The following is a 25,880-nucleotide window of genomic DNA, read 5'->3' as shown; positions in this document are numbered from 1 at the left end:
CAGCTTTGTGGCCTGTTAAATCAGGCATCTACTAAGTAAATCTATGTACTTATAAAAATTTTGCCGAATGGTAATGAAAAGCCCCAATTCTGACAAGGTAATTACCGCGAGGCTTCACTGCCAAGCCTTGCAGTATAGGGCTTCTGCGGATGTGGCAAGTTGTCACAGAACAATTTCCGGATAAATCGCGCTCATAAAAAAACGCCCGGCTCCGCAAGGAACCAGGCGTTCTTTTTGAACGTGAAAGCGAATTAACGCTTCGAGTACTGCGGACGCTTACGCGCTTTACGCAGACCGACTTTCTTACGTTCAACTTCACGAGCATCGCGAGTAACGAAGCCAGCTTTGCGCAGAGCGCCACGCAGGGTTTCGTCGTACTGCATCAGTGCGCGAGTGATACCGTGGCGGATTGCGCCAGCTTGACCACTCACACCACCGCCGATCACGGTGACGTAGATGTCGAATTTCTCGACAGTCTCAGTCAATTCCAGCGGCTGACGAACTACCATGCGGGCAGTTTCGCGGCCGAAGAAATTATCCAGCGAACGGTTGTTGATGGAGATGTTACCAGTGCCCGGACGCAGGAAAACGCGTGCGGTTGCGGTTTTGCGACGGCCAGTGCCGTAATTTTGAGTCGCCGACATAATGAACTATTCCGTTAAAACTTCAGTTCTTGGGGCTGCTGAGCAGTATGAGGGTGTACAGCGCCCGCATAGACTTTCAGCTTACGATACATGTCGCGACCCAGCGGGTTCTTAGGCAGCATGCCTTTGACCGCGGTCTCGATCACGCGCTCAGGGGCTTTAGCGATCAGTTTTTCGAAGTTGATCGACTTGATGCCGCCCGGGAAACCGGAGTGGGAGTAGTAGATTTTGTCGGTGGTTTTAGCACCGGTCACACGAATCTGCTCGGCGTTGATAACGACGATGTAATCGCCGGTGTCAACGTGAGGAGTGTACTCAGCTTTATGCTTGCCACGCAGACGGCTCGCGATTTCGGTGGCCAGACGACCCAGGGTCTGACCTGCAGCGTCGACGACAAACCAGTCGCGCTGTACTGTTTCCGGTTTAGCAGTAAAAGTTTTCATTCTTTATAGCCTCAGGGGCCGCCCTGTAAATTAGACGGCGGATCTTACTGAATAGTGCGTACTTTGACAAGTCAAAGGCAGCCGGATACAGACGCTTTCGGGGGCTCGGGTCGGCGCGTCCGTTCAACGGCAAGATTCTTCGGCGGCGGCGCATCACTTCCACTGCAGAAAGAGGTGCGCAATTATGCAGATTGCGAAAAATAATTCAACCTGCTTTTATGATTCTTTTGCCCAAGGAGCACCCGATGGACTATCGCCAGCTAGGCCGAACCAATCTGAACGTGAGTGCAATCTGCCTCGGCACCATGACCTGGGGCGAGCAAAACAGCGAAGCTGAAGCCTTCGCCCAGATTGAACGGGCCAAAGGCGCCGGAATCAATTTCATCGACACCGCCGAGATGTACCCGGTGCCACCCAAGGCCGAAACCTACGCCACCACCGAACGTTACATCGGCAATTATTTCAAGACACGTGGCGATCGCGCCGACTGGATCCTCGCCAGCAAGATCGCGGGCCCAGGCAATACCATCGACTACATCCGTGACAAAAACCTGCGGCACAACCGCCAGCACATCACCGAAGCCGTCGATGCCAGCCTCAAGCGCCTGCAGACGGACTATATCGACCTGTACCAGCTGCACTGGCCGGAGCGCAGCACCAACTTCTTCGGCCAGCTGGGCTATAAACACCAGACCGAAGCCAACCTCACCCCGCTGGAGGACACCCTCGAAGCCCTGGACGAACAGGTCAAGGCCGGCAAGATCCGCCACATCGGCCTGTCCAACGAAACCCCTTGGGGCACCATGCGCTTTCTCGCCCTGGCCGAAGCCCGTGGCTGGCCGCGTACGGTGTCGATCCAGAACCCCTACAACCTGCTCAACCGCAGCTTCGAGATCGGGCTGGCGGAAATTGCAATTCGCGAACAGTGCGGATTGCTCGCCTATTCACCGCTGGCATTCGGTTTTCTGTCGGGCAAGTACGAAGGCGGCGCCCGCCCGCCCAAAGGCCGCCTGAGCCTGTACAGCCGCTTCAGCCGCTATTTCAATCCGCAGTCAGAGGCAGCGTGCAGCCGTTATGTGGCATTGGCTCGTGAACACGGCCTGGATCCGGCGCAGATGGCGTTGGCATTCGTGACGCAGCAACCGTTCGTGACCAGCAACATCATTGGGGCGACGACGCTGGAGCAGCTCGATAGCAATATCGCGAGCTTCGAGCTGAAACTTTCCGATGAAGTGCTGGCGGGGATCGATGCGATTCACAAGGATCACCCGAATCCTGCTCCGTGATGGATTCATAAACCCAATCGCGAGCAAGCTCGCTCCCACAGTTGATCTGCCTCGAACCACACATATGTGATCGACACGGAACCCTGTGGGAGCGAGCTTGCTCGCGATGGGGCCCTGACAGTCACCACAGATCAAAGCGACCGCGCAATAATCTCCTTCATGATCTCATTCGTCCCGGCATAAATCCGCTGCACCCGCGCATCCGCCCACGCCCGGGCGATCGGGTATTCCCACATGAAGCCGTAACCGCCATGCAACTGCACGCACTCGTCGAGCACCTTGCATTGCAGGTCAGTCCCCCAATATTTGGCCATCGCCGCCGTCGGCACGTCGAGCTTGCCTTGCAGGTGCAACTCCAGGCACTTATCGACGAACACCCGGCCGATCTGAATTTCGGTCGCCATCTCCGCCAGCTTGAAACGCGTGTTCTGGAAATCGGCAATCGCCTTGCCGAACGCCTTGCGCTCACGGGTGTAGTCCAACGTCCATTGCAGCGCCGCCTCTGCCGAAGCCAAGCCGCCGATGGCAACGGTAAGCCGCTCCTGGGGCAGCTCCTGCATCAGGTAGGCAAACCCCATCCCCGCTTGCCCGAGCAGGTTTTCCTTGGGCACCCGGACGTCCTGGAAGAACAGTTCAGAGGTGTCCTGAGCCTTCATGCCGACTTTTTCCAGACGCTTGCCCTTGTCGAAACCCGGTGTATCCGCCTCGACCAGAAACAGGCTCGTGCCCTTCGCGCCGGCCTTCGGATCGGTCTTGGCCACGACAATCACCAGGTCCGCCAGAAAGCCGTTGGTGATGAAGGTTTTCGAACCGTTGATCACATAGTCATCGCCGTCCAGCACGGCGGTGGTCTTGACCCCTTGCAGGTCGGAACCGGCGCCCGGCTCGGTCATGGCAATCGCAGTGACCATTTCGCCGGACACCAGTTTCGGCAGGTATTTATGCTTCAGTGCTTCACTGCCGTAATGCAGGATATAAGGCGCAACAATGTCCGAATGAAGAGAAAAACCGATCCCGGTCAGGCCCAGGCGTCCCACTTCTTCGATCACCACTGCGCTGTACAGAAAATCCGCGCCCAGCCCGCCATACTCTTCCGGCAGATGCGAACAGAGCATCCCCGCCTCCCCCGCCTTGTTCCAGAGTTTGCGGTCGATGTAGCCTTGTTTTTCCCACTGCCCATGAAAGGGCACGGCTTCTTTTTCGAGGAAGGTTCGCACGCTGTCGCGAAACAGTTCGTGCTCGGGACTGAACAAGGTTCTGGGGATCATGCGGCACCTGTCGTTATTGCGGGAAGGAGTGATCCTTCAGAGACTAAGCCTCGCCAGCGATACAGGACACTGGACACATCAGACAAAAAATAAGACGATCCAGCCGTCTGGTGACCACTTTCCCCTATAAGAATAAAGTTGAATTATGTCTAACCGAGCCTCCACGCCCTTGCGGCGCGTCAGCATCCTGGCTATCGACCGGGTTTTCGCTTCCACCCTCATGCAAGCCAAGGATTTCTTCCACCTGGCCAGCCTGCGTTACGGCAAACAACTGGGCCACGGCCTGACGCCGGCGTTCGAAACGCGGCTGGTCAGTCCCGACGGCAAACCGGTGAACAGCTTCAGCGACGTGATCATGCCGGTAGATGGCGGCCTGGAAAATGCCGACGTCATCATCCTTCCAGCATTCTGGGACGACTTCGAAACGCTCTGCCAACGTTATCCACAGGTCTTGCCGTGGCTGCGTCAGCAACATGCGCGTGGCGCGGTGCTGTGTGGCGAGGCCACCGGCGTCTTCTGGCTCGCCGAAGCCGGCTTGCTCGATGGCAAGGAAGCGACCACCTACTGGCGCTTCTTCAATGCCTTTGCCGAACGCTTCCCGCAGGTCCAGCTCAATCAGGACAAGCACCTGACCGACGCCGACAACCTGTTTTGCGCCGGCGGTACCACCTCGGCCTGCGATCTCTACATCTACCTGATCGAGCGCTTCTGTGGCGCCAATGTGGCCCAGGCCGTAGCCCGCGACATTCTCTACGAAGTGCAGCGCAGCTACGCGCCGGGACGCATCGGCTTCGGCGGGCAGAAACTGCACCAGGACGTGATCATCCTGCAAATCCAGCACTGGCTCGAAGATCACTTCGCCGACAAATTCCGCTTCGAAGACGTCGCCCGCGAGCACGGCATGAGCATCCGCAACTTCATGCGCCGCTTCCAGACCGCCACCGGCGACAAACCGCTGCATTACCTGCAACGCCTGCGCATCGAAACCGCCAAGGGCCTGCTGTCCGGTAGCCGCAAGAGCATCAAGACCATCAGTTACGAGGTGGGCTACGACGATGCCAGCTTCTTTGCGCGGCTGTTCCGCCAGCATACGGAGTTGTCGCCGAACCAGTATCGGCAGCAATTTCAGCAGGCGGCGTAAACCACTGCGAACCCTGTAGGAGCACAGCTTGCTGGCGATGAACGATGACTCGTTTTGCCTGATACACCACGTCGTTTCAATTGCGGGCAAGCATTGTTCCTACAGGTACTAGTAAATGCCGAGATAGTTTTCCCACAACTCAATAGGAATGCGCCGAACGAGAGCGTGTCGTTTTGCTCTTGCAGGGACCAAACAAAAAATCAAACATACTTCCCTACCAGAGATCGACTATCTATCAGGGAAGATAAAAGTGACTATTGGATCCAGCTACGACTACCCGTCACAAATCGCCAGGAATATCGCTCGGACAAAGCGCACTGCAAAAAACAAGTGGCGTGCTCGCTTCCCCAACCCGCCGGACTTATGCTTCGACTATCGAACATTGGTGGAACAGGAAAGTGGCATCGCACGAGCGACCAATCCAAACCATAAGATATGTATTATTGGCGCAGGCGTTACCGGGCTCACCGCAACAAGAGAGCTTTATCGCTGCGGGTTTAATCATGTAACACTAATCGAACAATCCAAACGGATAGGTGGCAGACACCTGACGATACCAGGCAGCCCTAACTCGCCAGAAGGCCATACACCTTTCGAGATGGGCGCTATGCGAATGCCTTTTTTCAACAGAGCAGACGAGCCACCGAAGGAAGGCCGCTCCCTGATGGCCTATTATGCCAATGAATTCGAGCTAGCTATTTCAGACTTCGCAAACCCTGGCAGTCAGTGGGTAACGTCAACCGGAATTTATTTGCGAGAAGGGAGCGTTGGAGGCGCAACGCTTCCACACATGCTCATCTGGAAAAATGAAGATGGTCAAACTCCCCCTCCGGGAGACGAACTTCAGAAGGTATACGCCAAATGGAAAGCCTTTGCCGACCGAATGAGTCGTCACATTTCAGAGGTCTACGCCAGCGAAAAATGGGAAACCATCTGGGCGGCGATCGTCGAAAAATACGAGAACGTTTCGTTTCGCGACTTGGTCCGCATGCCCGTAATCACCGCTTGGGATGAAAGCTCGCCCGGCGACTTCGGCGGGATGGGCATGACGGCGGATGAATCCGCCATTTTTTACGCAATAGGAATCGGTGACGGTAGCTGGGGCGCCTTTTACGATGTCTGCTCGCTATATCCCATGCGCACAGCGATTTTCGGATTCAGCAGTCAGCTGCAACTGGTTCAAGGCCGAGTGGACTCAACTGGCAATCCCGTTGCGTCCCCTCACTTGCACAGCGAAGCCGTATTTGACTCCAAGGGGCTGGGATTCGACAGACCGCGATACATCGGTCTTGCAGCACTGGATGAATGCTTACTGTTTATAAACACGGATGCGACCGGAAAATCTTTTTATGAGCACAGCCTCGAGAGAATTGACGGCTTCCTTACCGACTCCTCCGTAACCAAACTGAAAAAACTGGATAACAAAAAGATACGTGTTTATTACAACTGGAAAACTAGCGATCCAGAGCACACTCAGGAACAATTCGACGATTTTGATTCCGTCATCATGACCCTTCCTTCCTGGCTGCTCGAAACTCGAATAACACTGGAAAATTTCAATCAGGAAATGCTTCCTTTCGAAACGATAAATGCCTATAAAACCGCTCACTGGGAAACCAGCTGCAAAGTTTTTGCCCCTCTCAAGAAGTCATTTTTATTAAAAAACACCACTATCCCGCAAGCCATTGTCACTGACAGCTTCATTCACGACGTATACACCTATCGCTACAATGAAAATTATAGCTATGACTGCATCCTCCTGAGTTACACCTGGGAAGACGATGCGACCAAACTCGCCTTGTTCACTGATAAGGAGCTGGTCAAGAAATGCGTAAAAGAGCTTGATCGCATACTGATGAATGCTGCAAATATTCAGGAAAAAATTTCACCATATATCGGCATCGAACAAGCTGTCGTGCATCGCTGGATGACGGACAAAAATGCGTTGGGATGTGCAAAATTATATAGGCCTGGCACTTATTACGATGCCGTGAGCTTGATGAAGTACAACAGGGATTACGCTGCCATCTCTGGCCTCTACCTTTGTGGAGAGTCTTTTTCAGTCGATGCCGGCTGGACTGAGCCTTGCTTCCGCGGCGCGGTCGATGCAGTCATCCATATCTGTAACAAAACCGAGGCTACCTTCAATGGCGGCTTCTCCATGGCTGATTACCCCGAATACAAACTCAGAACCTGACCTCGATCCCCCAGGAAAGAGCCAATGCAGGCCATGCATTGGCTCGCCCTCACCAATCTTGGGAAACGGACTACAACCGAAAAGGAAACGGCTGACTTCCTCGCACTTGAGTCTTCGACGCTTAATAAAACCGCGATTAAACAAGTTGAAAAACAATAAAAACGAGGTCACCCGTATGAGCGAATCAACAAGTCCTGTTCGTGTAGCAGTCGTGCAATTCGATCCACAAGTCGGCATGAAAAACCGGGAAGGAAATCTGTGTCGCTGCCTGGAATTGGCGCAGGAGGCCGTGAACGGCGGTGCAAATCTCATCGTGCTACCCGAGCTTTCCAGTACAGGCTATTTCTTCACCAGCCGGCAGGACGCTTTCGACCATTCAGAAGAGGTTCCCGGCGGGCCGTGCGTCCAAAGCTGGATGGACTTCGCCCGCAACCACAAGGTTTACCTGGTTGCGGGGCTGGCCGAACGCGATGGTATGCGACTCTTTAATACAGCTGTACTGGTAGGTCCGGACGGCTTTATCGGGAAGTACCGCAAAGCCCATTTATGGAACCTTGAAAAGCTGTGGTTCACGCCGGGTGACTTGGGTTTCCCGGTGTTTGATACGCCCATCGGCCGTATCGGATTGTTGATCTGCTGGGACATCTGGTTCCCGGAGGTACCGCGAATCCTCAGTCAACAAGGCGCGGACATCATTTGCAGCCTGAACAACTGGGTGTGGACGCCTCCGCCGCTGTTCGATGACGCCGGGAAATGCATGGCTTCGTATCTGACGATGACGGCCGCTCATGTCAACAATGTGTTTATTGCAGCCGCCAGCCGGATCGGTGAAGAGCGAGGCGCTCGTTACCTGGGCTGCTCATTGATTGCCGGCACCCATGGCTGGCCGATTGGCGAAGTGGCGTCGGCGGACAGACAAGAAATACTTTTTGCCGATATTGACCTGACCAGCGCCCGCAGTGCCCCCATCTGGAACAACCTGAACGATCTGCATCGTGACCGACGCACCGATCTCTATGATCAGATGCTCGGTTACATCCAACACCCTGCTCTCCCACGCTGATCGGGGAGGCCCAACCATGGAACCCACTACCGATACCCATCGGCTGAATCCGCTCGCCAGCAAGAAGCTTGATAACTCGATCATCTTGCTGGTGATCGGCACCGGACTGCTGATCGCCTGGCTTTCGTTCACCCACCGCTCATCATGGTCTGCCCATTGGCCCGACTATAACCACATGGTGTCGAACCTCCCCGATCCGAGTGCCTGGTTGCGCTGGGTATTGGGAGACATCAGCGAGGTTGCATTCTACAAACACGAGTTCGCTTCGATCGGGCTGCTGGCTGGAGCTTATCTGGCCTACTGGGCCAATCGAACGGGAAAAGTATGGCAAGGCTTTGCCATTTCCTACGGCAGCGGATTATGGCCGTGGCTTGTCACCAGTTCGCTGCTTGGATTGTTGCTGAGCAATCTGTTGTGGGGCTGGACGGTTACGGCCAACAGCTGGCAACCCACATTTGCAGCGTTTGTTTCACTACCGGCAGCTATGGTGCTGATGTTCGGCGGCGGCTGGAAGGTGACAATCAATGGCGCAATCATGGGCGCCGTGCTCGTCACTCCGCTTTGTTTGCTGATCGTCAACTACGTCTGCAATCCACTGGGCTTACCCGTAGTGATCGGCAACGTCTCTGGCATGGCGGTTGCCAGTGTCCTGGCATTCCTACTGTGTCGTCATGTGCCCAATCTGGTGAAGTCCCGGCCCAAGGAATCACCCGCGCCCGAAGTTGAACCAGCCAAGAGTAAAACCACCGACTACGGAATCATCTGGGGCCTGCGCCGGGTATTGGCGGATTTTTCGGAAGCGCCGTTCTTCGGTAATGAGCTGGCCAGCATCGGTCTGCTGCTGGGAGTACTGCTGGCCTACGCCTTGAATCCCATGAGCCCTGCTTACGGCTCAGGCTTGCTGCCGCAACTGATCGGTGCGCAGGCGCTGACCTCCGCCTTGGGCGTGGTGATATGGCGTCGCCAATGGAGGCGCCTCGGCTGGTATCCCACCTACGTTCCGCTGGTGTCGGTCGTACCGGCGGCGGTTCTGACCTATGGCGGCAGTTGGCAAGTCATAACGTCGAGCGCCCTGTTGGGCGCACTGATCGCTCCACCATTGGCATGCGCTCTTGCCAAAAGGGTACCGGGCGATATGCACCCCTACATCGGGAATGTCCTCTCCATGGCCATCAGTACCCTGCTGATCATTCCGTTTATCGGGCTGCTGATAGCCGGCTGAAGCGCTGCCATCAGGCTGGACCTTCTGGTACAGCCTGCCCTCCTCATCAACAAGCGAGGTAAACCATGGATCTGCCAAAATTGGCCATCGCGGCGCTAGGCGGCACCGTGAGCATGCAAGCCAGCCATGTCGGCGCAGGCGTTGTCCCGGCAGTCAGCGGCGAAGCCCTCCTGACCACGGTGCCGGAATTGAAAAACCTGGCGCGGATCACTGTAGAAACACTCGGCCTGCACCCGAGTGCTTCGTTGAGTTTCGAATTTTTGTTGAGCGTTCTCCACTGGGCGAACGCTCAGGTCGAGAAGGGTGCGACGGGCGTGGTCATTACTCAAGGCACGGATACCCTTGAAGAGACCGCAGCATTTTTTGATTACTTGTGGCACCACGATGCGCCGTTGATCCTGACCGGTGCCATGCGGGCGGCAAGCCAGGTGGGAGCTGATGGTCCAGCGAATTTACTGGACGCTTGCCGGGTTGCGCTGGCGTCAAACAGTCGCTGCCGCGGCGCTCAAGTGGTGATGGGCGGCCAGGTGCACCACGCAAATTCAGTGCGCAAAACCGACTCATTGGCGTTACAGGCGTTTTCATCACCGGTGGTGGGTCCCACGGGCATGCTTCTGGAAGATAGCGTCCGTTATTTTCACGAGCCGTCCCAACGGAAGCTTTTACCCTTGCCGCAGCGAACAACACAGGCAATTGCCCTGCTGGAAAGCACGCTGTCGGCCGAGACCCTGTTATTGGATAACATCCTGGACCTGGGTTACGACGGCTTGGTGATTGCTGGTTTCGGAGCAGGTCATGTGTCGGAACAGTGGGCTGATGCTGTCGAAAAAATCGCCAGGAAAATCCCTGTCCTCATTGCGACACGCACCGGATCAGGTGCCACCGCTCAAGCGTCGTATGGTTTTACCGGCAGCGAGATGGATTTGATTGGTAGAGGCGCTTTGATGACGGGGTTTCTCTGTCCGCGCAAAGCCCGAATCCTGCTGTGGTTGCTGGTGGGCTGTCAGCGGCAGGATGAACTTGCATGTTTTCTCGCTCGAGACTGACATTCCGACCTGTGGGAGCGAGCTTGCTCGCGATGACGGCGGCACATCCAGCAATGATGTGCCTGACACACCGCTATCGCGAGCAAGCTCACTCCCACAGGGTATGTGGTGTGTCAGAAAGTTCGAACACAAAAAAGGGCCTGCATTTGCAGGCCCTTTTTTATGTTTTCGAATTGTCTACGGCTTATGTGCCCGGGCCAGGAATTCGTGGGATTGCATTTCCAGCAGGCGGCTAAGCGTGCGCTGGAACTCGAAGTTCAGGCGACCGCCGGTATAGAGGTCTTTAAGCTCGACTTCGGCAGAAATGATCAGTTTCACGTTACGGTCGTAGAACTCGTCGACCATGTTGATGAAGCGTCGGGCGATGTCGTCGGTGGTGACGCTCATCTGCTCGACATTGCTGAGCAACACCGCGTGGAAGATTTTACCCAGTTCGATGTAATCGTTCTGGCTACGCGGGCCGTCGCACAGTTCGCGGAAGTCGAACCAGGCCACGTCATCGCAGGTGCGCACAGCACGGATTTCACGGTTCTCGATCATCAGCACATCGTTTTCGATGGCGGCCGTGCATTCTGGGGTCAGGGCCCGGAAGCTCTTGCGCAGGCTTTCCTGGGCCGCTTCATCCAGCGGAAAGTGGAACAGTTCCGCTTGCTCGAGGTGACGTAGACGGTAATCGACGCCGCTGTCGACGTTGACGATCTCGGTGTTCTGCTTGATCAGCGCAATGGCCGGCAGGAAACGCGCACGCTGCAGGCCATCCTTGTACAGGCCGTCCGGCACGATGTTCGACGTCGCGACCAGGGTCACGCCGTTCTTGAACAGCTCTTCCATCAGCGTGCCAAGAATCATCGCGTCGGTGATGTCGGAGACGAAGAACTCATCGAAACAAATCACGCGCGACTCGTCGGAGAAACGCCTGGCGATGATGGTCAGCGGGTTTTTTTCCCCGCCCAGGGTCTTCATCTCTTCATGCACGCGCTTCATGAAGCGGTGGAAGTGAGTGCGAGTCTTTTCCTTGAACGGCAGCGCTTCGAAGAAGGTGTCGACCAGGTAAGTCTTGCCGCGACCAACGCCGCCCCAGAAGTACAGGCCCCTGACTGGCGCCTGGTCTTTTTTGCCAAACAGTTTGCCGAGCAGGCCCGGTTTGTTCTGCGAGGCAGCGACCAGATCGTCGTACAGGCGCTGCAAATGGCGCACCGCAGTTTCCTGCGCGGCGTCATGGAAGAATTCCGGGCGTTTCAGATCAGCTTGATATCGTTCTAGGGGCGTCATAATTCGTTAGCAAGGCAACAAAAACGGGCCGTCACTGTAGCGACGGCCCGGGGGAATGGCAATCAGCCCTTGGTCGGGCAGAGCCGTTGATTATTCCTGGACCGGTGTCAGCGCAACCCTCAAGGCGTCGATGGCGACGTCGCGAGCGGCGTTGTCAGCAAATGTCGGGCTGTCGGCCACGCACTCGCCTTCTAACCAGACGCTGAAGCTACGGTCTTCACTGCGTACATCCAACGGCTGACCCGCTTGCAGCTGCTTGGTCACCTGGCCTGCGGTTTTGCCATCGGCGAAGTTGCGCGACAGCAGCAGTTGCTCGCCATCGGCCGCCAGCAGGCGGAAACGGAAACTGCTGTCTTCTTCACGGAAGCTGACAAAACGCGCGGCTTTCGCGGCTTTCTTTTTGGTGGTCGCCGCGACTTGCGTCTGGGCGACGAAAGAACGCAGGCCAACCGCTTCACGCAGTTCGTGGAGGAATGGCGTGGCGACCGAACGGGCTTTTTTCGCACCGATCTGCAGGATGTCTTCCAGATCCGCCGGGCGCTCGATCAGTTGGTGGTAACGCTCACGGGACTCACCCAGTTCGCTGTCCAACAGTTGGAACAGACGATTCTTCGCCTCGCCCCAACCCAGGCCCTGCAACAGTTCGCTGCGGAATTCGGCGGACTGCGCCGGGGTGGCGAATGCCTGGAACAGGGTGAACAGGTGCGAGTTATCCGGATCTTTCGCTTCGCCCGGGGCGCGGGAGTCGGTGACGATCCGCGAAATCGCGTCCTTCATTTCCTTGGCGCTGCTGAACAACGGAATAGTGTTGTCGTAGCTCTTCGACATCTTGCGACCGTCGAGGCCTGGCAGCGTGGCGACGCTTTCTTCGATCAGCGCCTCGGGCATGGTGAAGAATTCTTTGCCCTGGCCAAACAGGTGGTTGAAGCGCTGGCCGATGTCCCGGGCCATTTCCACGTGCTGGATCTGGTCACGACCCACCGGCACTTTGTGCGCGTTGAACATCAGAATGTCCGCGGCCATCAGGACCGGGTAGCTGTACAGGCCCATGGTGATGCCGGCATCCGGGTCTTCGCCGGTCTCGACGTTCTTGTCCACCGAGGCCTTGTAGGCGTGGGCGCGGTTGAGCAGGCCCTTGGCGGCGACGCAGGTCAGCAGCCAGGTCAGCTCGGGGATTTCCGGGATGTCGGACTGGCGATAGAAGGTCACGCGTTCCACATCCAGGCCACCGGCCAGCCAGGTCGCGGCGATTTCCAGGCGCGAGCGCTGAATGCGCAGCGGGTCATCGCACTTGATCAGGGCGTGGTAGTCGGCCAGGAAGTAGAACGAATCGGCATTGCTGTCGCGGCTGGCCAGGATCGCCGGGCGGATCGCGCCGGCATAGTTGCCCAGGTGCGGCGTGCCGGTGGTGGTGATGCCGGTGAGGATACGGGTACGAGTCGTCATGGGTAATCGCTTGTCAGACTGCAATCAGTTCGAAAGACGCGGCAGGATCAGATCCTTGAGATCGGTCAGCTTGCCATGAAAAAAGTGTCCGCATTCTGCCACTTTCAGCAGCTCATGGGGACGCTCGAGTTTTTCGGACCAGTCGTAGACCAACTGCGGATCGATGACTTCGTCGGTTTCCGGCTGGATCAGGGTCAGTGCGACCTGGTGTGGCACTTGTTCCTGATCGCCCAGGCGCATGACTGCCGGCGCCACCATGAACAGATGCTTGAGCTGCTCGCCCTGGACTTCCAGGCGGCCGCCGAGACTTGCCGCAACAAAACCGCCGAAGGAGAAGCCAAACAGCGTCAATGGTAAATCAGGATGTTTCGCCCGTAACCATGCGGCGACCGCCTGGGCATCATCGACTTCGCCGGTGCCCATGTCGTGCGAGCCCTCACTGGCACCGACGCCACGGTAATTGAAACGCAGGGTAATCAAACCGGCATCGCGGGCAGTGCGTTGCAGGGTCGAGACCACTTTGTTGAGCATGGTGCCGCCCTGCACCGGGTTCGGGTGGCAGATCAGCGCCAGACCGCGGGGCTGGTCATTGTCAAGGTAGAGGGCTTCCAGTTTACCGACCGGGCCATCAATCACTACAGGGGTTTCGCGCATAAGCAAGGAAGGAACTCCGTGACCTCGAATCGGGTCGATTCGTCTAGCAAATTGTCTGTGCCAATCTATTGCGAGTGAATCGCGGTATACAGCGCAGGTTCGAGCCGTTAACGTAAAGCAAAGCCGTTTATAGAGGAAGGACTCGTGGAACACTCGCTCTTAGTTTGGTTGTTGCCGACTCTTGCCCTGGTTGTGGGTGTCGCCATTGGATTCCTGATCGCTCGCCTGGTGCCGAATGCCGCGCCTAACCGCACGCAACGTCAGCTGGATGACGTTCAGGAACGTTTCGACAATTATCAGAACGAGGTGGTTACCCACTTCAACAGCACTGCGACACTGGTCAAGAAACTGACTGCGAGCTATCAGGAAGTGCAGGACCATCTCGCCGAGGGTGCCAATCGCCTGGCCCTGGACGAGCAGACCCGCCAACGCTTGCTGGCCGCCCTGCACGCCGACGCGTCGCAGGCTCCACGGGAACGCCTGACGCCACCGCGCAATCAGGAGCCGCCTCGCGACTACGCACCGAAAGCCCCGAATGCGCCGGGTATGCTGGATGAGCATTATGGCCTGAAGAAGTAATCAGGTTTCGCGCGACGCAAAAAGCCCCCGGATGAGTGATTGTCCGGGGGCTTTTTGTTTCTGGCCCACTGGTTCTGGTGCCTGTCAGGGCCGCATCGCGGGCAAGCTCGCTCCTACAGGGTTTTGCGGTGTTACGGGTATTGCTGAACGGTGCCTTGCTGCTGGGCGCCATACTGCTGACCCGGAATCGCCTTCAGGTTGACCTCGACCCGACGGTTCTGCGCCCGGCCATTGACGTCGGCGTTGCTAGCAACGGGGCTATCCGGACCGGCGCCACGGGCGCTCAGGTTGGCACCGCTGACACCCTGGGACGTCAGGTAGGTCGCCACGCTTTGGGCGCGACGCTGGGACAGGTCCATGTTGTGCTGGCGGCTGCCGGTGCTGTCGGTGTAGCCGACGATCTCGATCTGGTTCTGACTGAACTCCTTGAGCGAACCCGCCAGGTTGTTCAGCGGCTGATAGAAGCTCGAGGCGATGTTCGCCGAATCGGTGGCGAAGGTGATGTTGCCCGGCATGATCAGCTTGATCTGATCGCCCTCACGCTGCACTTCAACGCCTGTGTTGGCCATGCTGGCCCGCAGTTTTTTCTCTTGCTGGTCGGCGTAATAACCATAACCGGCAGCGGAAGCACCTACCACGGCCGCGCCAATCAGCGCGCCTTTGCCACGGTTGTCGTGGCCGATGGCCGCACCGGCCAACGCACCGGCCAGCGCGCCGAGCCCGCCGTATTTGGCGGTTTTGCTCATGCCTGTGGAACCACTGTCGGCCTGGCCCTGAGCTTGACCCTGATTGTCGTAAGGGTTAGGCGAGGCGCAGCCAGACAGCAAGGCCACAGCCGTAGCGACAATAATCAAACGCTGCTTGGTGAACATGTATAGCTCCTGATTTTATGCATTCTGTGGTGCAACGGACCTAGGCGTCAGCCTTTGCGGGCGTTGGATCGTTTTTATGGGCAAAAATTCCACCCGGACTGTGCACAAATGCACATCAAGCGCGCACAAACGGGTTCTCGCGCATTTCATCCCCCAGGCGCGTGTCAGGACCATGCCCCGTCACCACCGTCGCTTCTTCATCGAGGGTATACAGCCGCTGCTTGATCGAACGCACGATGGTCGCCTGATCGCCACCCCACAAATCTGTGCGCCCTACTCCGCGCCGAAACAAGGTATCACCGGCAATCAGCAATTTGGCCTCGGCGAACCAGAAGCTCATGGACCCCGGCGTATGCCCCGGCGTGTGCAATGCCACGCCGCAGCCGCAGGCCAGCTCTTCATCGTCGGCCAACCAGCGATCCGGCGACGGCACCGGCGTGTAGGGCACCCCGAACATCTGGCATTGCATCTCCAGGTTGTCCCAGAGAAATTGATCTTCCTTGTGCAAATGCAGGGTCGCGCCGGTTTTCTCCTTCAATTGACCGGAGGCCAGGAAGTGATCCAGGTGCGCGTGGGTGTGGATGATGCTGACCACCTTCAGGCCCAGGGCGTCGAGGCGTGCCAGGATCAATTCATGATTGCCACCCGGATCGACCACAATGGCTTTTTTCGTGATCGGATCGCCGATGATCGTGCAGTTGCACTGCAACGGGCCGACGGGGAAAGTTTCACGGATAAGGGCTGTATTCGGGGTTTGCATGGGTTTAATCCTGATGCCAAGGCTGGGTACTGCGGTTGTGGTCCGCAAAATTGATAGGTTATCCTCGCGCCGCGCCTATTTTGAAACAAGATGGCAGGAAGCCAATGCCCCCTTCAATGGAACATGTGCTCATCGATAAAAGCGTCCTCTTTCTGGACCCGGACATTATCAACCGCATTCGCGGCAAGAATGGTCTGCCCTTTATCGCCTACTCCGATCTTCTGGAGCTTCAGTCCCTGACAAAAGGACACGAACAGGTCCACAAAAACGCTCGACAATTTTTCCAGCTTTTCGCCGGCCAGCCTTCGCGACCGCACGGCGCGCTCCCCAAAGGTACAACACTGCGTCCCGGGGATTTACTGGCCGAATGCGCTTTCGATGGCCAACCGATCTTCGCGCTCAAGCGAACGACGGCACCACAAGACCAGATCAAGTCGGATGACGCCGTCGACTTGTGCCGTCACTACGACCTGCTGTTACTGACTTGCGATGAGGCGCAACTCATTCAGTGCAAAGCTGCTGATGCACGAGCCATACGCTGGGTCGGCCGCGCCCCACTGATGCCTTTCGACCAGCCCAAGACGCCCCTCGCCATACCCGATCGTCTTATCCAGAATAGAGGCACAATTGTCACAGAAGGCTCGGTGGTAACAACGTCAAGCGGCCGCCGATTGACGCTTGGCAAGTCAATCAGCTCCGGTGGCGAAGGGACAATTTACGGCGCGGCAGGCAACGCTGAAGTGTGCAAGATTTATCACACCGGAAAGCTCAGTATCCGGCGCCGTGAGAAAATCGAGCTCATGGTGACACGCCGTATCGTTGAGCCTGGCATTTGTTGGCCGACCGAACTGGTTTTCAATGCTGATCAAGAGTTTGTTGGCTATGTGATGCCTCGGGCAGAAGGGAAAACCCTTCAGACCTCGGTATTCGTCAAACCGTTACTGGCCAAAACGTTCCCGCACTGGACGCGACGAGATCTGGTGAATGTCGCGATTGCGTTTCTGAAACAGGTGCAATACCTGCATTCGCTGAACATCATTGTGGGCGACATCAATCCCATGAACTTGCTCGTCACTCCGGATAGCAACAAGGTCTGGATGGTCGATACAGACAGCTTTCAGGTCGATCATTTTCCCTGCGAAGTTGGCACCGTGCCTTTCACCGCGCCTGAGATTCAGGGGAAAGAGTATGGCAAATACCTGCGTACAAAAGATCACGAACTGTTCGCCGTCGCCACCATGCTGTTCATGATCCTGCTGCCAGGCAAACCACCCTATTCCCAACAAGGTGGCGGAACGGCGTCCGACAACATCAGGAACATGAACTTCCCCTATCGATTCAAGAAGGACAGTGGCAAAGGCAAGGTAAGCGTCACCCCGGTGGGCACCTGGCAGAATATCTGGAGTCATTTGCCGTACCTGCTCAAACAGGCGTTCAGCAACACATTCGAAGATAATCAGCGTCGACCGATCGGTGACTGGTTGACGCTACTGGCTCAGTACGGCGAAGAGTTGCACAAGGGCAAGCATTCCGATGAACTGTTCCCCGCCGCGTTTCGTATCACCGACCCGGTTGAGGCTGTCTGCGGCAGCTGCAAAAAAACCTACACCGAATCCAAAGCCTGGTTTAAGAAAATGCAGGCCTCGGGTAAATCGACTCGATGTGCGGAGTGTCAAAAGTCGGCCAAGTTGAAGCACCTGGCCAGCGAAAGCCAAAAGAAAACCGAGCAGGCAGTGCAGCGTGTGGCGCCACCTCCAGCGGCCGCCACGCCTCGCCCGAACCCGCCGCCGGTACGTAACATGACGACACCTGCACCTGTACCTAAACGCACCGTGCCTGCTTCTGCGCCATCGCCTGCCCCCGTGCGCCAGACGCCGACAACACCGCAGCAGCAACCTGCTTCCGCCCGACCGCAACCTTTCCGAACCGCGCCAGCACGCCCGCTCAATCACGAGAGCATCGTTGTGCGCTGGCTCAAACAACTCTTGAAGCGTTTTTTGTAACGCTCAGTTCAACAGGATAATCCCATGCAAGAAGACTATCTCCTCCGCCAGGAAGATCTGGCCGAAAACCCGACCTCTCGCGTGCCCGTGTGCCTCGTGCTGGACGTCAGCGGATCAATGGAAGGCGAGCCCATCGCGGAACTGCATTCCGGCGTTCAGATGTTTTTCGAGGCGATTCGTGACGATGAGGTGGCGCAATATGCCGCTGAAATCTGCATCGTGACCTTCGGCGGGACAGCGCAAAAAATGCTGGATTTCGGCTCCATCAGTCGTCAGGACGTCCCGCCGTTGGTGGCATCGGGCATGACACCGATGGGGCACGCCGTGAGCATCGCTTTGGACTTGCTGGAAGCACGCAAGGAAGATTATCAACGTGCCGGAGTTGATTATTTCCAACCCTGGATGGTCCTAATGACCGATGGCGAATCGACAGATGATATTGCCGAGGCGACCGCTCGCGTGGCCAGCATGATCAGCAAACGCAAATTGACCGTTTTCCCGATCGCGATCGGTGCGGCGGCGAACCTACAGTCGTTGGCCCAGTTTTCTCCGACGCGCCCGCCCCTGCGCCTCAAAGGTTTGCACTTCAAAGAATTCTTTGACTGGCTGAGCCGAAGCGTTTCGCGAGCGTCTCAATCGACACCTGGTGACGCGGTGACGCTTGATATTAAAGGTATCGAAGCTTGGGCACAGGTCTGAACCATGCCTGAGATCCCGATAGACCTAAGCTGCAAAACGGCCTGCGCGTTTGTGGCAGGACGCTCGCACCTCAAGACTCAAACGCCTTGCCAGGACTATGTCGCGGCCAGAGAGTCCAACGAGGTGACCTGCATTTCATTGGCCGATGGGGCTGGTTCCAGAGCCAGATCCGAAATCGGCGCACGCGTAGCGGTCACGGCTACCTTGGCCTTTGTCTGCAAAAACTTTGAAAGCCTCTGGCAAAACATGGACAAACACAATGCGAAGGCAGCCCAGCGACTGATTTATCGCTGTTTGGATGCGTTCAAACGCAAATCTGCAAAGGTCGGCGGCGATATCAACGACTTTGCCTGTACCTTGTCGTTCGTCGCTTACTCACGAGGCCGCTACCTGGCAGGCCACTTGGGCGATGGCGTCATCGCAAGCCTTGATGCAGACGGACAGCTTCAGACCCTTTCTCATCCAGAAAATGGCGAATTCGCCAACACCACCCTGTTTCTAACTGACAATAAAGCGGCGTCGCGGCTCAGGTTGTACCGTGGGCAAATCGACGCCAAGACTGGCTTCGCGATCATGAGCGACGGCACCGCAGAAAGCCTCTATCACAAATCCAGCGGCGTCCCCGCCCCTGCAATCCAAAAGTTGCTGGAGTGGAATGCAACATTACCCAGAAAAAAAATGAGGGATGTGTTGGGTGACAACCTGCAACAGTCCATTGCCAGTAAAACCGGAGACGACTGCTCCATAGGCTTACTGTCGCTCCTGAAGCACCCCATCGACGTGGGCATACATCCGGATGTGACTGTTTCAGAGGAGAAATGACCGAAATCCTTTGATGGCAAGGATCTCCTTGTTTCGGTGGGTCTTCGAACGGCGATTACTGCAATACACCCAACTCTTTCGCCCTGGCAACCGCTTGCGTTCGCCGTTCAACCCCAAGTTTGCTGTTGATATGGCTGGCATGAGTTTTCACCGTGTGTAGCGAGATAAACAGCTGATCGCTGATTTCCTGATTCGAACAACCCTGGGCGATCAAACGCAGGACGGCCATTTCCCGCGTACTGAGTTGTTCCGCGGAAGCGGATGACTCCGCTGCGGGTCGGGCTGCCACTGCCGGAAGTTTTTCTGAAAGGCTCAATGAAACGGGGGTCGGCGCACCGAGTTGGAGTTGCCCACGCAGCCAGTCCGGCTGTTCTGTCAACAACCCGTTAAACGGTTGCAGCACTCCACCGGCCGCCGCTTCCAGTGCCTGACTCAAGGCCTTGCGGGCCTCGGGCTCGCGATTGTGTGCCAGCAGCAGTTCGGTTTTCTGGGTCAGCGCCATCACGCTGAGCAGCTGCCGGCCTGTCTGCTGGCCATTTTCGAGCAACGCATTCAAGCGTCCTTCGGCCTGCATCGGCTGGCCCTGGATCACTTCCAGCAAGGCCTGCTGCAATTCGATATGCAGCGGCAACTGTGGATGGAATTCCGGAGGCGCAGCAGGATGATCGCCGTTGTAGGTCTGGCCCAATCGCGTAAGCCAGGCTTCGGCCAGATCGGTACGGCCCTGGGCCAGCCACAGTTCGCATTTGACCAGCGTGATCATCGCCAGGTAGTAGATCGGCGGCACGTCCCAGATGTGCATCAGGCGTTCGGCTTCGGCGAGTTCGGCGAAGGCTTTGGCGAATTCACCGCTGCTGCCTTCGAGCCGGGCGATCACGCAATGGCCGATCAACACGCTGATATCGCGACAGGCGCGCGCCTCGGTCAAACCCGCGAGTAATCGCAGACGCGCAGCTTGTGGTTGCAGGCGCAGGGCCAGCAGGAAACCTTCATACAGTGTCAGCCGGGCGCGTACGGCAAACAGCCGTTGCGGGGATAACCCTTGCAGGCGTTGCAGCCCCTGACGGACCTCCTCCAGTGCCCGCAGGATCTCGCCCCGCGCTTGCAACACCCGGCCCCGGTCGTAGTGGGCCAGCGCTTCGAACAACGGATTGCCGACCCGTTGCGCCAACTCCAGGGAGTCACGGTTCAAACCTCGTGCACGCCACAGGTCACCGTCGGTAATGGCCAGGTTGGACAAGGTCGAGAGGCACATCAGGCGTTGGCCGTAACGCCTGGACGGGAGGCTCTCCAGTGCTTCGGTGCAATAGAGCAATGTCAGCTCGCGATTGCCGCGGCCCCGGGCGATGATTCCGCTCAAGGCCAGCCATTGCGCCAGCATGGACTTCTGCGCCGTGGCCGACGGGGCCGGCAGGAAGCGGCTCAAATGACTGGCCAGTTCCTCGGCGGCGTCCAGCTGACAGGCCAGTCCCAACGCCCAGCTGTACAGCACGATCAGCCGTGGCGTGCTGACCAGCAGGCTGTCGGGCAAGTCCATTTTCCAGCGCAGCAACATGCCGACGTTCTGTTCCGCCAGCAGTTGCTCTTCCGAAAGGTTTTGCACCAGGTTCGCCGCGACATCCAGGTGCCCGGCCCGCAGTGCCTGCTCCACCGCCTCATCGAGCAATCCCTGGGCATTGAACCAGCGACAGGCGCGCAGGTGCAGGCTCGCCACCGGGACCATCGCCGGTGTGGCAGGCCGCGTGCGCAGCAGGTCGGAAAACAGATGGTGGTAACGATACCAGTGACCCTGTTCGTCCAGCGGGACCAGAAACACCTGATGGGCCGAGAGGAAACGCAGGATCTCGGCGCTGTCGTGGGCTTCGCGAACGGCGTCGCACAACTCGCTGCAAAAGCGTTCCTGAGGCGCGGTGTCGTACAGGAACGCCTGCACTTCGGCGGGCAGGCAATCGATGACCTCTTCGAGCAGGTAATCGCGGATCAGCCCTTCCCCACCATGCAAGGACTGGGGTAACGCGCCGGCGGTGCCCGCTTCGGAGGCCGCCAGCAGCCAGAAGCGCAGGCCTGCGACCCAGCCTTCGCTGCGCTGGATCAGGTTCTCCAGCGCTTCGCCGCGCAAGGAGGTGCTGTGTCGATCGAGCAGGGTCAGGGCTTCGTCGTGGGTCAGGCGCAAGTCCTGCTCATGCAACTCGAGCAGTTGCCGTGACAGTCGCAGGCGCGCCAGGTGCCAGTCCGGACGCTGACGGCTGGTCACCATCACCAGCAAGCCGTCGGGAAGATGATTGAGGAAAAACTGCAGGCAACGATCGAGCACCGGGCCCTGGGCAAGATGGTAATCGTCGAGTACCAGGAGCAGCGGCGCCGTCGGCGACAAATGCACGGCCAATTCGTCGAGCAAACCGTCCAGCCATTCTTCGAAGGCGAAGGGTTGATGCCGCTGGCGCATTTTCAGCAAACCCAGGGACTGTCTGCCCAGTTGCGGAAAGTAATCCTGGAGGCCTTCGAGCAACCGTTCAAGAAAACGCCCGGGGTCGCTGTCGCGCGGACTCAACCCCAGCCAGAGGCTTTGCCAATGGTCCGGCAACCCCTGACAGAACTCCACGGCCAATGAGCTTTTGCCGAACCCGGCCGGGGCACTGACCAGCAACAGCCTGCCACCGAGACCGGCACTCAGGCGCTCGCACAAACGCGGCCGCAGCACGTGGCCATCAGGCAACGGCGGCCGAAAAAAGCGCCCGTCCAGTGCGGCGACGGTGACGCTTGCAGGGCCTCGGAGTGGGGACAGATCAGTCATGGCCGGCTCTTGTTCGAATGCTGATGGCGGCGTTGCAGATGTCCGCAGACTAGCGGTAAACGAAGAGGGAATGAAGGAGGTTGCTACAAATGGCTACAAAAAGACCACGCCAAAAAACGCCCCGAACCGGTCGGGGCGTTTTTCGAGGGTGCGGCCTCTGTCTGGGTGAACGTTAGCGAACACCATCCTGACGCAATGCCGCCGGGGTGAAGTCGCTGGTGGTTGCGGTGAATCCGAAGTCATACGCCGACTTTTCTTCGTTCTTCATGCCCAGCGCCAGGTAACGACCCGACTGCAGGTCATACAGGGTTTCCAGGGTGTACCAAGGCACCTGGACGTTGTAATAGTTCTGGGCGTGAGCTTCCGCCACGCGCCAGAGCTGATTACGACCGTCGTAGTGGTCGATCACCGCGGCTTGCCAGGTGTCCTCGTCGATGTAGAAGTCACGCTTGGCGTAGATATGCCGCTGACCTTCCTTCAAGGTCGCCACCACATGCCAGACCCGGCGCAGCTCGTAGCGAGCCAGGTCCTGGTTGATGTGACCCGCCTTGATGATATCGGCGTACTTCAGCTTCGGATCGTCGAGCTTGTAGGCGTCGGAGGCGATGTACATCTCTTTCTTGCCTTCGAGTTTCCAGTCGTAACGATCCGGTGCACCGTTGTACATGTCCAGGTTGTCGGAGGTACGCAGGCCATCGGCAGCGGTACCCGGCCCGTCATAGGACACTTGCGGCGCACGCCGTACCCGACGCTGACCGGCGTTGTAGACCCACGCCGAACGTGGCTCTTTCACCTGGTCGAGGGTTTCGTGCACCAGCAGCACACCGCCGGCCAGACGTGCCGGCGCGGTCACTTTCTGCTTGAAGTAGAACAGGATGTTGCCCGGGTTCGCCGGATCGTAATCCTTCATCTTGTCGCGGAACACGAACTGGTCCTGGAAGTACACCAGGCTGTACGAGCCGTTCGGCTGCGGCGTGGCCTGGGTGACCAGACGGGTCACGCTGCCGCCACGATAGCGGGTGATGTGGTTCCAGATCACTTCCACACCGGTTTTCGGAATCGGGAACGGTATCGCGGTCTCGAAGTTTTCCAGGCCGTTGCCACCGGACACCAGGTTGGTACTGGTGGCGTTTTTCTTGATGGAAGCAAACACCGCATCCGGTACGGTTGCGCCGCGATGGGACGGGTAGACCGGCATCTTGAAGGTTTCGGGGTAACGCTTGAACATCGCGTACTGGCCCGGGGCAAGCTTGCCCTTGTACTGGTCGACGTTCTGCGCCGTGATGGTAAACAGCGGTTTTTCACTGACGAACGGGTCGGACAGGAAGCCTTTGCCGTCAACGTTACCGGCGTTTTTCGCCATGGGTTTCCAGGCAGGGATAGAACCGTCGGCGTTGCCCGCCATCTCGGCGCCCATCGGGGTCAGGCTCTTGCCCAGCTTGTCCGCTTCGGCCGCAGGGACCGCCGCCATCACACCGGTCGCCAGCAGCGAAAGCCCCAGGACACCGACGTGGAACAGACTCTTTGTTATTTTCATATGTGTTAGTCCTGAAAATACAGTGCTTAGAAGTTCACGCCGAAGCTGAGCGCAACGAAGTCGCGATCATCCGTGGTGGTGTACTTGCCGTCGAAGAAGTTGGTGTATGCCAGGCTCGCGGTGTAGGTGTTCTGGTACTCGGCATCGACGCCCAGGCTGACCGCTTTGCGACCCTCCTCGAAGTTGCCGCCAGGACCAGGCGAGTAACCTTCCACGTCATGGGACCAGGCCACGTTCGGCTTGAGGTTCACCCCGGCGATTGCGTCGTTGTATTCCCAGATGGCACGACCGCGATAACCCCAGGAGTTGGCGGTGGTGAAGCCATCGTTTTCGCAGTAACGACTCACGTTGTTCTGCGGGCCGCCGGCCAGAGTCCCTGTGTTCAGTACCTGACACTGGCCACCTGGCAACGGACCGGGACCGTAGCTCGGGTCACGGCCGTAGCGGGCTTCGGAGTTGCTTTCCAGGCCGCCGACGTGGGTATAGCCGACCTCACCCACCAACGTCAGGCGCGCAGCACCCATCACCTGGTCGAAGAAGTGGGTAAAGGTCGTCTGCAGCTGAGTGACTTCCTTGCGGCGATAGCCTTGTTGATCCTGCCCTGGCTGACCTTGAAGCGCGGAGACGTTAGGGTTCAGCGGCGTCAGGCCGGAAAAGAGGATGTCGGTGGTGTTGAGCTGAACCGGAGCATTCGGCCGGTAGCTGACTTCACCACTCCACGCGGTACCGGTAGGCAAGGTGGTGGAGAAGCTCAGACCATACAGGCGAATATCTTCAGGGTATTCGACGTAGTAGCTGGAGTTGCCCGCCACCACCAACGGCAGCAAGGTCGGCGCCAGGCCGGCCGCAACGCCGAGCGGAACGCCTGCACCCACCAGCCCCCCGACCAGACCTGCTCCACTGTAGGCGCTCGCCGGTGCGCCATGGCCGCTGAAAATCGGCGCACGGCTGTGGTAATTCATGAAGTAGGCGCCGAACTCGGTGTCCAGCGGATCGAACATGTATTTGAAGGACACGCCAAACTGGCCGCTGTCCCGTGCATCGCGATCCGGACCGCGACGAACGATCACGCCTTCATCCGGGTCGCCCCAGGTCACGCCCCTGGCCGCGAGTGTATTGATGCTGGCATTACGCAGCCCGGCCGGCAGGCCCGCAGCCGCCAGTGCACTGTTGAGGCCATTGCGGGTGCGCAATACCGCGAGGTTGTTGTCGCAGCCATCGGAGATCACGTCCGGTTGCGAGAAGAACGTGCCGCAGTTGTCGGTGACGGTCTGGTCCCATTCCAGTTGATAGAAGGCTTCGGTCGAGAGGTTCTCGGTGAGGCTCTGGGACACATAGAACATGTTGACCGGGATCAGGCCTTCCTTGATCTCGGCACCCGGACGACGGAACGCGGAAACGTCGATCGGGTTGATCGAGTTGATGCCGCCGCCGATGAAGGTACTTTCGCCCCAGCTCACGACCTGCTTGCCCAGACGCACGGAGCCCGGCTGATCGGCAATCGCATAGTTGTGGTAGACGAATGCATCGAGGATCTGCCCGCCGGAGGACTTGGCGCCTTCCTTGCGGTTGCTGTCGCTGATGTCCTTGAACGGACGACTTTCGTCCTTGAGTTCGAAGTCGTACCAGTATTTGCCACGGACAAAAACGCCGGTGTCGCCATATTTCAATTCAAGGTCATGGATACCCTTGAAGATCTTCGAGAAGGTTTCGCCGCTCTTGAAGTTCAAGTGACCATCGTCGGAGGTCTGGGACAGGCCGCGACCGCCGTTGTTGACGCCGATGAGGTTCTTGTTGGCACTCTCGGTAGACCAACTGGCTCCGATCGACAGGGATGAGTCGAACTGACCTTCGATTTCACCAACGTTGAAACTGACGCCGAATGCTGGCCCGGCGAGCGTAGAGGCAAGACTGACCGCCAAGGGCAGTTTCGCCCTGCGCCAGAACTGGTTTACTGATGTCATCGACGCTACTCCATGTGCATTATTGTTATGGCAATTAGCACTCTTAAAAACGCTATGGATGACTGGGCGCCAAGGTGGCCCTAAGTCATTCCAAAGTTGCATCGCCCCGGTTCGTGCGTGTGCTCCGTTCTTAAAAATCCTTGAGCGGACTATAGCCAGCAGGTAGTA

General features: G+C 57.7%; 22 protein-coding genes. 11 read left to right on the top strand and 11 right to left on the bottom strand.

Annotation, left to right across the window (positions count from 1 at the left end; genetic code table 11):
* Positions 1-251 precede the first annotated feature (251 nt).
* Complete coding sequence (rpsI, locus tag PMA3_RS04040; RefSeq protein WP_002555064.1) at positions 252-644, bottom strand: 30S ribosomal protein S9; 393 nt, start codon at positions 642-644, stop codon at positions 252-254.
* Between the two features lie 14 nt (positions 645-658).
* Positions 659-1,087, bottom strand: a complete 429-nt coding sequence (gene rplM, locus PMA3_RS04035) for a 50S ribosomal protein L13 (protein WP_007905295.1) — start codon at positions 1,085-1,087, stop codon at positions 659-661.
* 245 nt (positions 1,088-1,332) lie between these two features.
* On the opposite strand from rplM, the gene PMA3_RS04030 reads away from it, so the two are divergent.
* Positions 1,333-2,373, top strand: a complete 1,041-nt coding sequence (locus PMA3_RS04030) for an NADP(H)-dependent aldo-keto reductase (protein ID WP_064675960.1) — start codon at positions 1,333-1,335, stop codon at positions 2,371-2,373.
* 131 nt (positions 2,374-2,504) lie between these two features.
* Here PMA3_RS04030 and PMA3_RS04025 read toward each other — a convergent pair whose 3' ends face one another.
* Positions 2,505-3,641 (bottom strand): acyl-CoA dehydrogenase family protein, encoded by a 1,137-nt coding sequence (locus PMA3_RS04025; protein WP_064675959.1) that lies wholly within the window; start codon positions 3,639-3,641, stop codon positions 2,505-2,507.
* Between the two features lie 244 nt (positions 3,642-3,885).
* Between PMA3_RS04025 and PMA3_RS04020 the strand changes: the two genes are divergently transcribed.
* The 6 genes from PMA3_RS04020 to PMA3_RS04000 all read left to right on the top strand — a co-directional run bounded on the left by PMA3_RS04020 (position 3,886) and on the right by PMA3_RS04000 (position 10,310).
* A complete protein-coding gene (locus PMA3_RS04020; protein ID WP_191626349.1) occupies positions 3,886-4,782 on the top strand; it encodes a GlxA family transcriptional regulator in 897 nt (298 codons plus the stop codon).
* A 250-nt stretch (positions 4,783-5,032) separates the two neighbouring features.
* Entirely contained in the window at positions 5,033-6,979 is a 1,947-nt protein-coding gene (locus PMA3_RS04015) for a flavin monoamine oxidase family protein (RefSeq protein WP_064675957.1), read from the top strand.
* Positions 6,980-7,003: 24 nt separating this feature from the next.
* Entirely contained in the window at positions 7,004-7,138 is a 135-nt protein-coding gene (locus tag PMA3_RS33400; RefSeq protein WP_257784581.1) for a hypothetical protein, read from the top strand.
* A gap of 16 nt (positions 7,139-7,154) precedes the next feature.
* On the top strand, positions 7,155-8,042 hold the full coding sequence (locus PMA3_RS04010; RefSeq protein ID WP_064675956.1) for a nitrilase family protein: 888 nt from the start codon (positions 7,155-7,157) through the stop codon (positions 8,040-8,042).
* A 16-nt stretch (positions 8,043-8,058) separates the two neighbouring features.
* Positions 8,059-9,264, top strand: coding sequence for a threonine/serine exporter family protein (locus PMA3_RS04005; protein WP_064675955.1), 1,206 nt, complete (start codon positions 8,059-8,061; stop codon positions 9,262-9,264).
* 65 nt (positions 9,265-9,329) lie between these two features.
* Positions 9,330-10,310: an asparaginase gene (locus PMA3_RS04000; protein WP_064675954.1), complete on the top strand. Its 981-nt coding sequence runs from the start codon at positions 9,330-9,332 to the stop codon at positions 10,308-10,310.
* 177 nt (positions 10,311-10,487) lie between these two features.
* Here PMA3_RS04000 and zapE read toward each other — a convergent pair whose 3' ends face one another.
* The 3 genes from zapE to PMA3_RS03985 all read right to left on the bottom strand — a co-directional run bounded on the left by zapE (position 10,488) and on the right by PMA3_RS03985 (position 13,682).
* Entirely contained in the window at positions 10,488-11,582 is a 1,095-nt protein-coding gene (gene zapE, locus PMA3_RS03995; RefSeq protein WP_064675953.1) for a cell division protein ZapE, read from the bottom strand.
* A 90-nt stretch (positions 11,583-11,672) separates the two neighbouring features.
* Entirely contained in the window at positions 11,673-13,028 is a 1,356-nt protein-coding gene (locus PMA3_RS03990) for a tryptophan--tRNA ligase (RefSeq protein ID WP_064675952.1), read from the bottom strand.
* 24 nt (positions 13,029-13,052) lie between these two features.
* On the bottom strand, positions 13,053-13,682 hold the full coding sequence (locus PMA3_RS03985; RefSeq protein WP_064675951.1) for an alpha/beta hydrolase: 630 nt from the start codon (positions 13,680-13,682) through the stop codon (positions 13,053-13,055).
* 144 nt (positions 13,683-13,826) lie between these two features.
* Between PMA3_RS03985 and PMA3_RS03980 the strand changes: the two genes are divergently transcribed.
* Positions 13,827-14,261, top strand: coding sequence for a Z-ring associated ZapG family protein (locus tag PMA3_RS03980; protein ID WP_064675950.1), 435 nt, complete (start codon positions 13,827-13,829; stop codon positions 14,259-14,261).
* Between the two features lie 131 nt (positions 14,262-14,392).
* Here PMA3_RS03980 and PMA3_RS03975 read toward each other — a convergent pair whose 3' ends face one another.
* Positions 14,393-15,133, bottom strand: a complete 741-nt coding sequence (locus PMA3_RS03975) for a YiaD family glycine zipper/OmpA-like lipoprotein (RefSeq protein ID WP_064675949.1) — start codon at positions 15,131-15,133, stop codon at positions 14,393-14,395.
* Positions 15,134-15,248: 115 nt separating this feature from the next.
* Complete coding sequence (locus PMA3_RS03970; protein WP_064675948.1) at positions 15,249-15,893, bottom strand: MBL fold metallo-hydrolase; 645 nt, start codon at positions 15,891-15,893, stop codon at positions 15,249-15,251.
* Positions 15,894-15,997: 104 nt separating this feature from the next.
* Between PMA3_RS03970 and PMA3_RS03965 the strand changes: the two genes are divergently transcribed.
* From PMA3_RS03965 to PMA3_RS03955, 3 genes are read left to right on the top strand one after another with little or no spacing between them, the layout of a single operon-like run.
* Positions 15,998-17,896: a protein kinase domain-containing protein gene (locus tag PMA3_RS03965; RefSeq protein WP_064675947.1), complete on the top strand. Its 1,899-nt coding sequence runs from the start codon at positions 15,998-16,000 to the stop codon at positions 17,894-17,896.
* 24 nt (positions 17,897-17,920) lie between these two features.
* On the top strand, positions 17,921-18,595 hold the full coding sequence (locus PMA3_RS03960) for a vWA domain-containing protein (protein ID WP_064675946.1): 675 nt from the start codon (positions 17,921-17,923) through the stop codon (positions 18,593-18,595).
* Between the two features lie 3 nt (positions 18,596-18,598).
* On the top strand, positions 18,599-19,417 hold the full coding sequence (locus PMA3_RS03955) for a PP2C family serine/threonine-protein phosphatase (protein WP_064675945.1): 819 nt from the start codon (positions 18,599-18,601) through the stop codon (positions 19,415-19,417).
* A gap of 55 nt (positions 19,418-19,472) precedes the next feature.
* On the opposite strand, the gene PMA3_RS03950 is transcribed toward PMA3_RS03955, so the two are convergent.
* The 3 genes from PMA3_RS03950 to PMA3_RS03940 all read right to left on the bottom strand — a co-directional run bounded on the left by PMA3_RS03950 (position 19,473) and on the right by PMA3_RS03940 (position 25,712).
* Positions 19,473-22,211: a winged helix-turn-helix domain-containing protein gene (locus PMA3_RS03950; RefSeq protein ID WP_064675944.1), complete on the bottom strand. Its 2,739-nt coding sequence runs from the start codon at positions 22,209-22,211 to the stop codon at positions 19,473-19,475.
* A gap of 172 nt (positions 22,212-22,383) precedes the next feature.
* On the bottom strand, positions 22,384-23,748 hold the full coding sequence (locus PMA3_RS03945) for a DUF1329 domain-containing protein (protein ID WP_064675943.1): 1,365 nt from the start codon (positions 23,746-23,748) through the stop codon (positions 22,384-22,386).
* 26 nt (positions 23,749-23,774) lie between these two features.
* Entirely contained in the window at positions 23,775-25,712 is a 1,938-nt protein-coding gene (locus PMA3_RS03940) for a DUF1302 domain-containing protein (protein ID WP_064675942.1), read from the bottom strand.
* Positions 25,713-25,880: the final 168 nt, after the last annotated feature.

The organism is Pseudomonas silesiensis (genome assembly GCF_001661075.1).
Lineage (GTDB): Bacteria > Pseudomonadota > Gammaproteobacteria > Pseudomonadales > Pseudomonadaceae > Aquipseudomonas > Aquipseudomonas silesiensis.
Note: the sequence above shows the minus strand (reverse complement) of the source record. Positions and strands in the feature narration are given on the sequence as shown.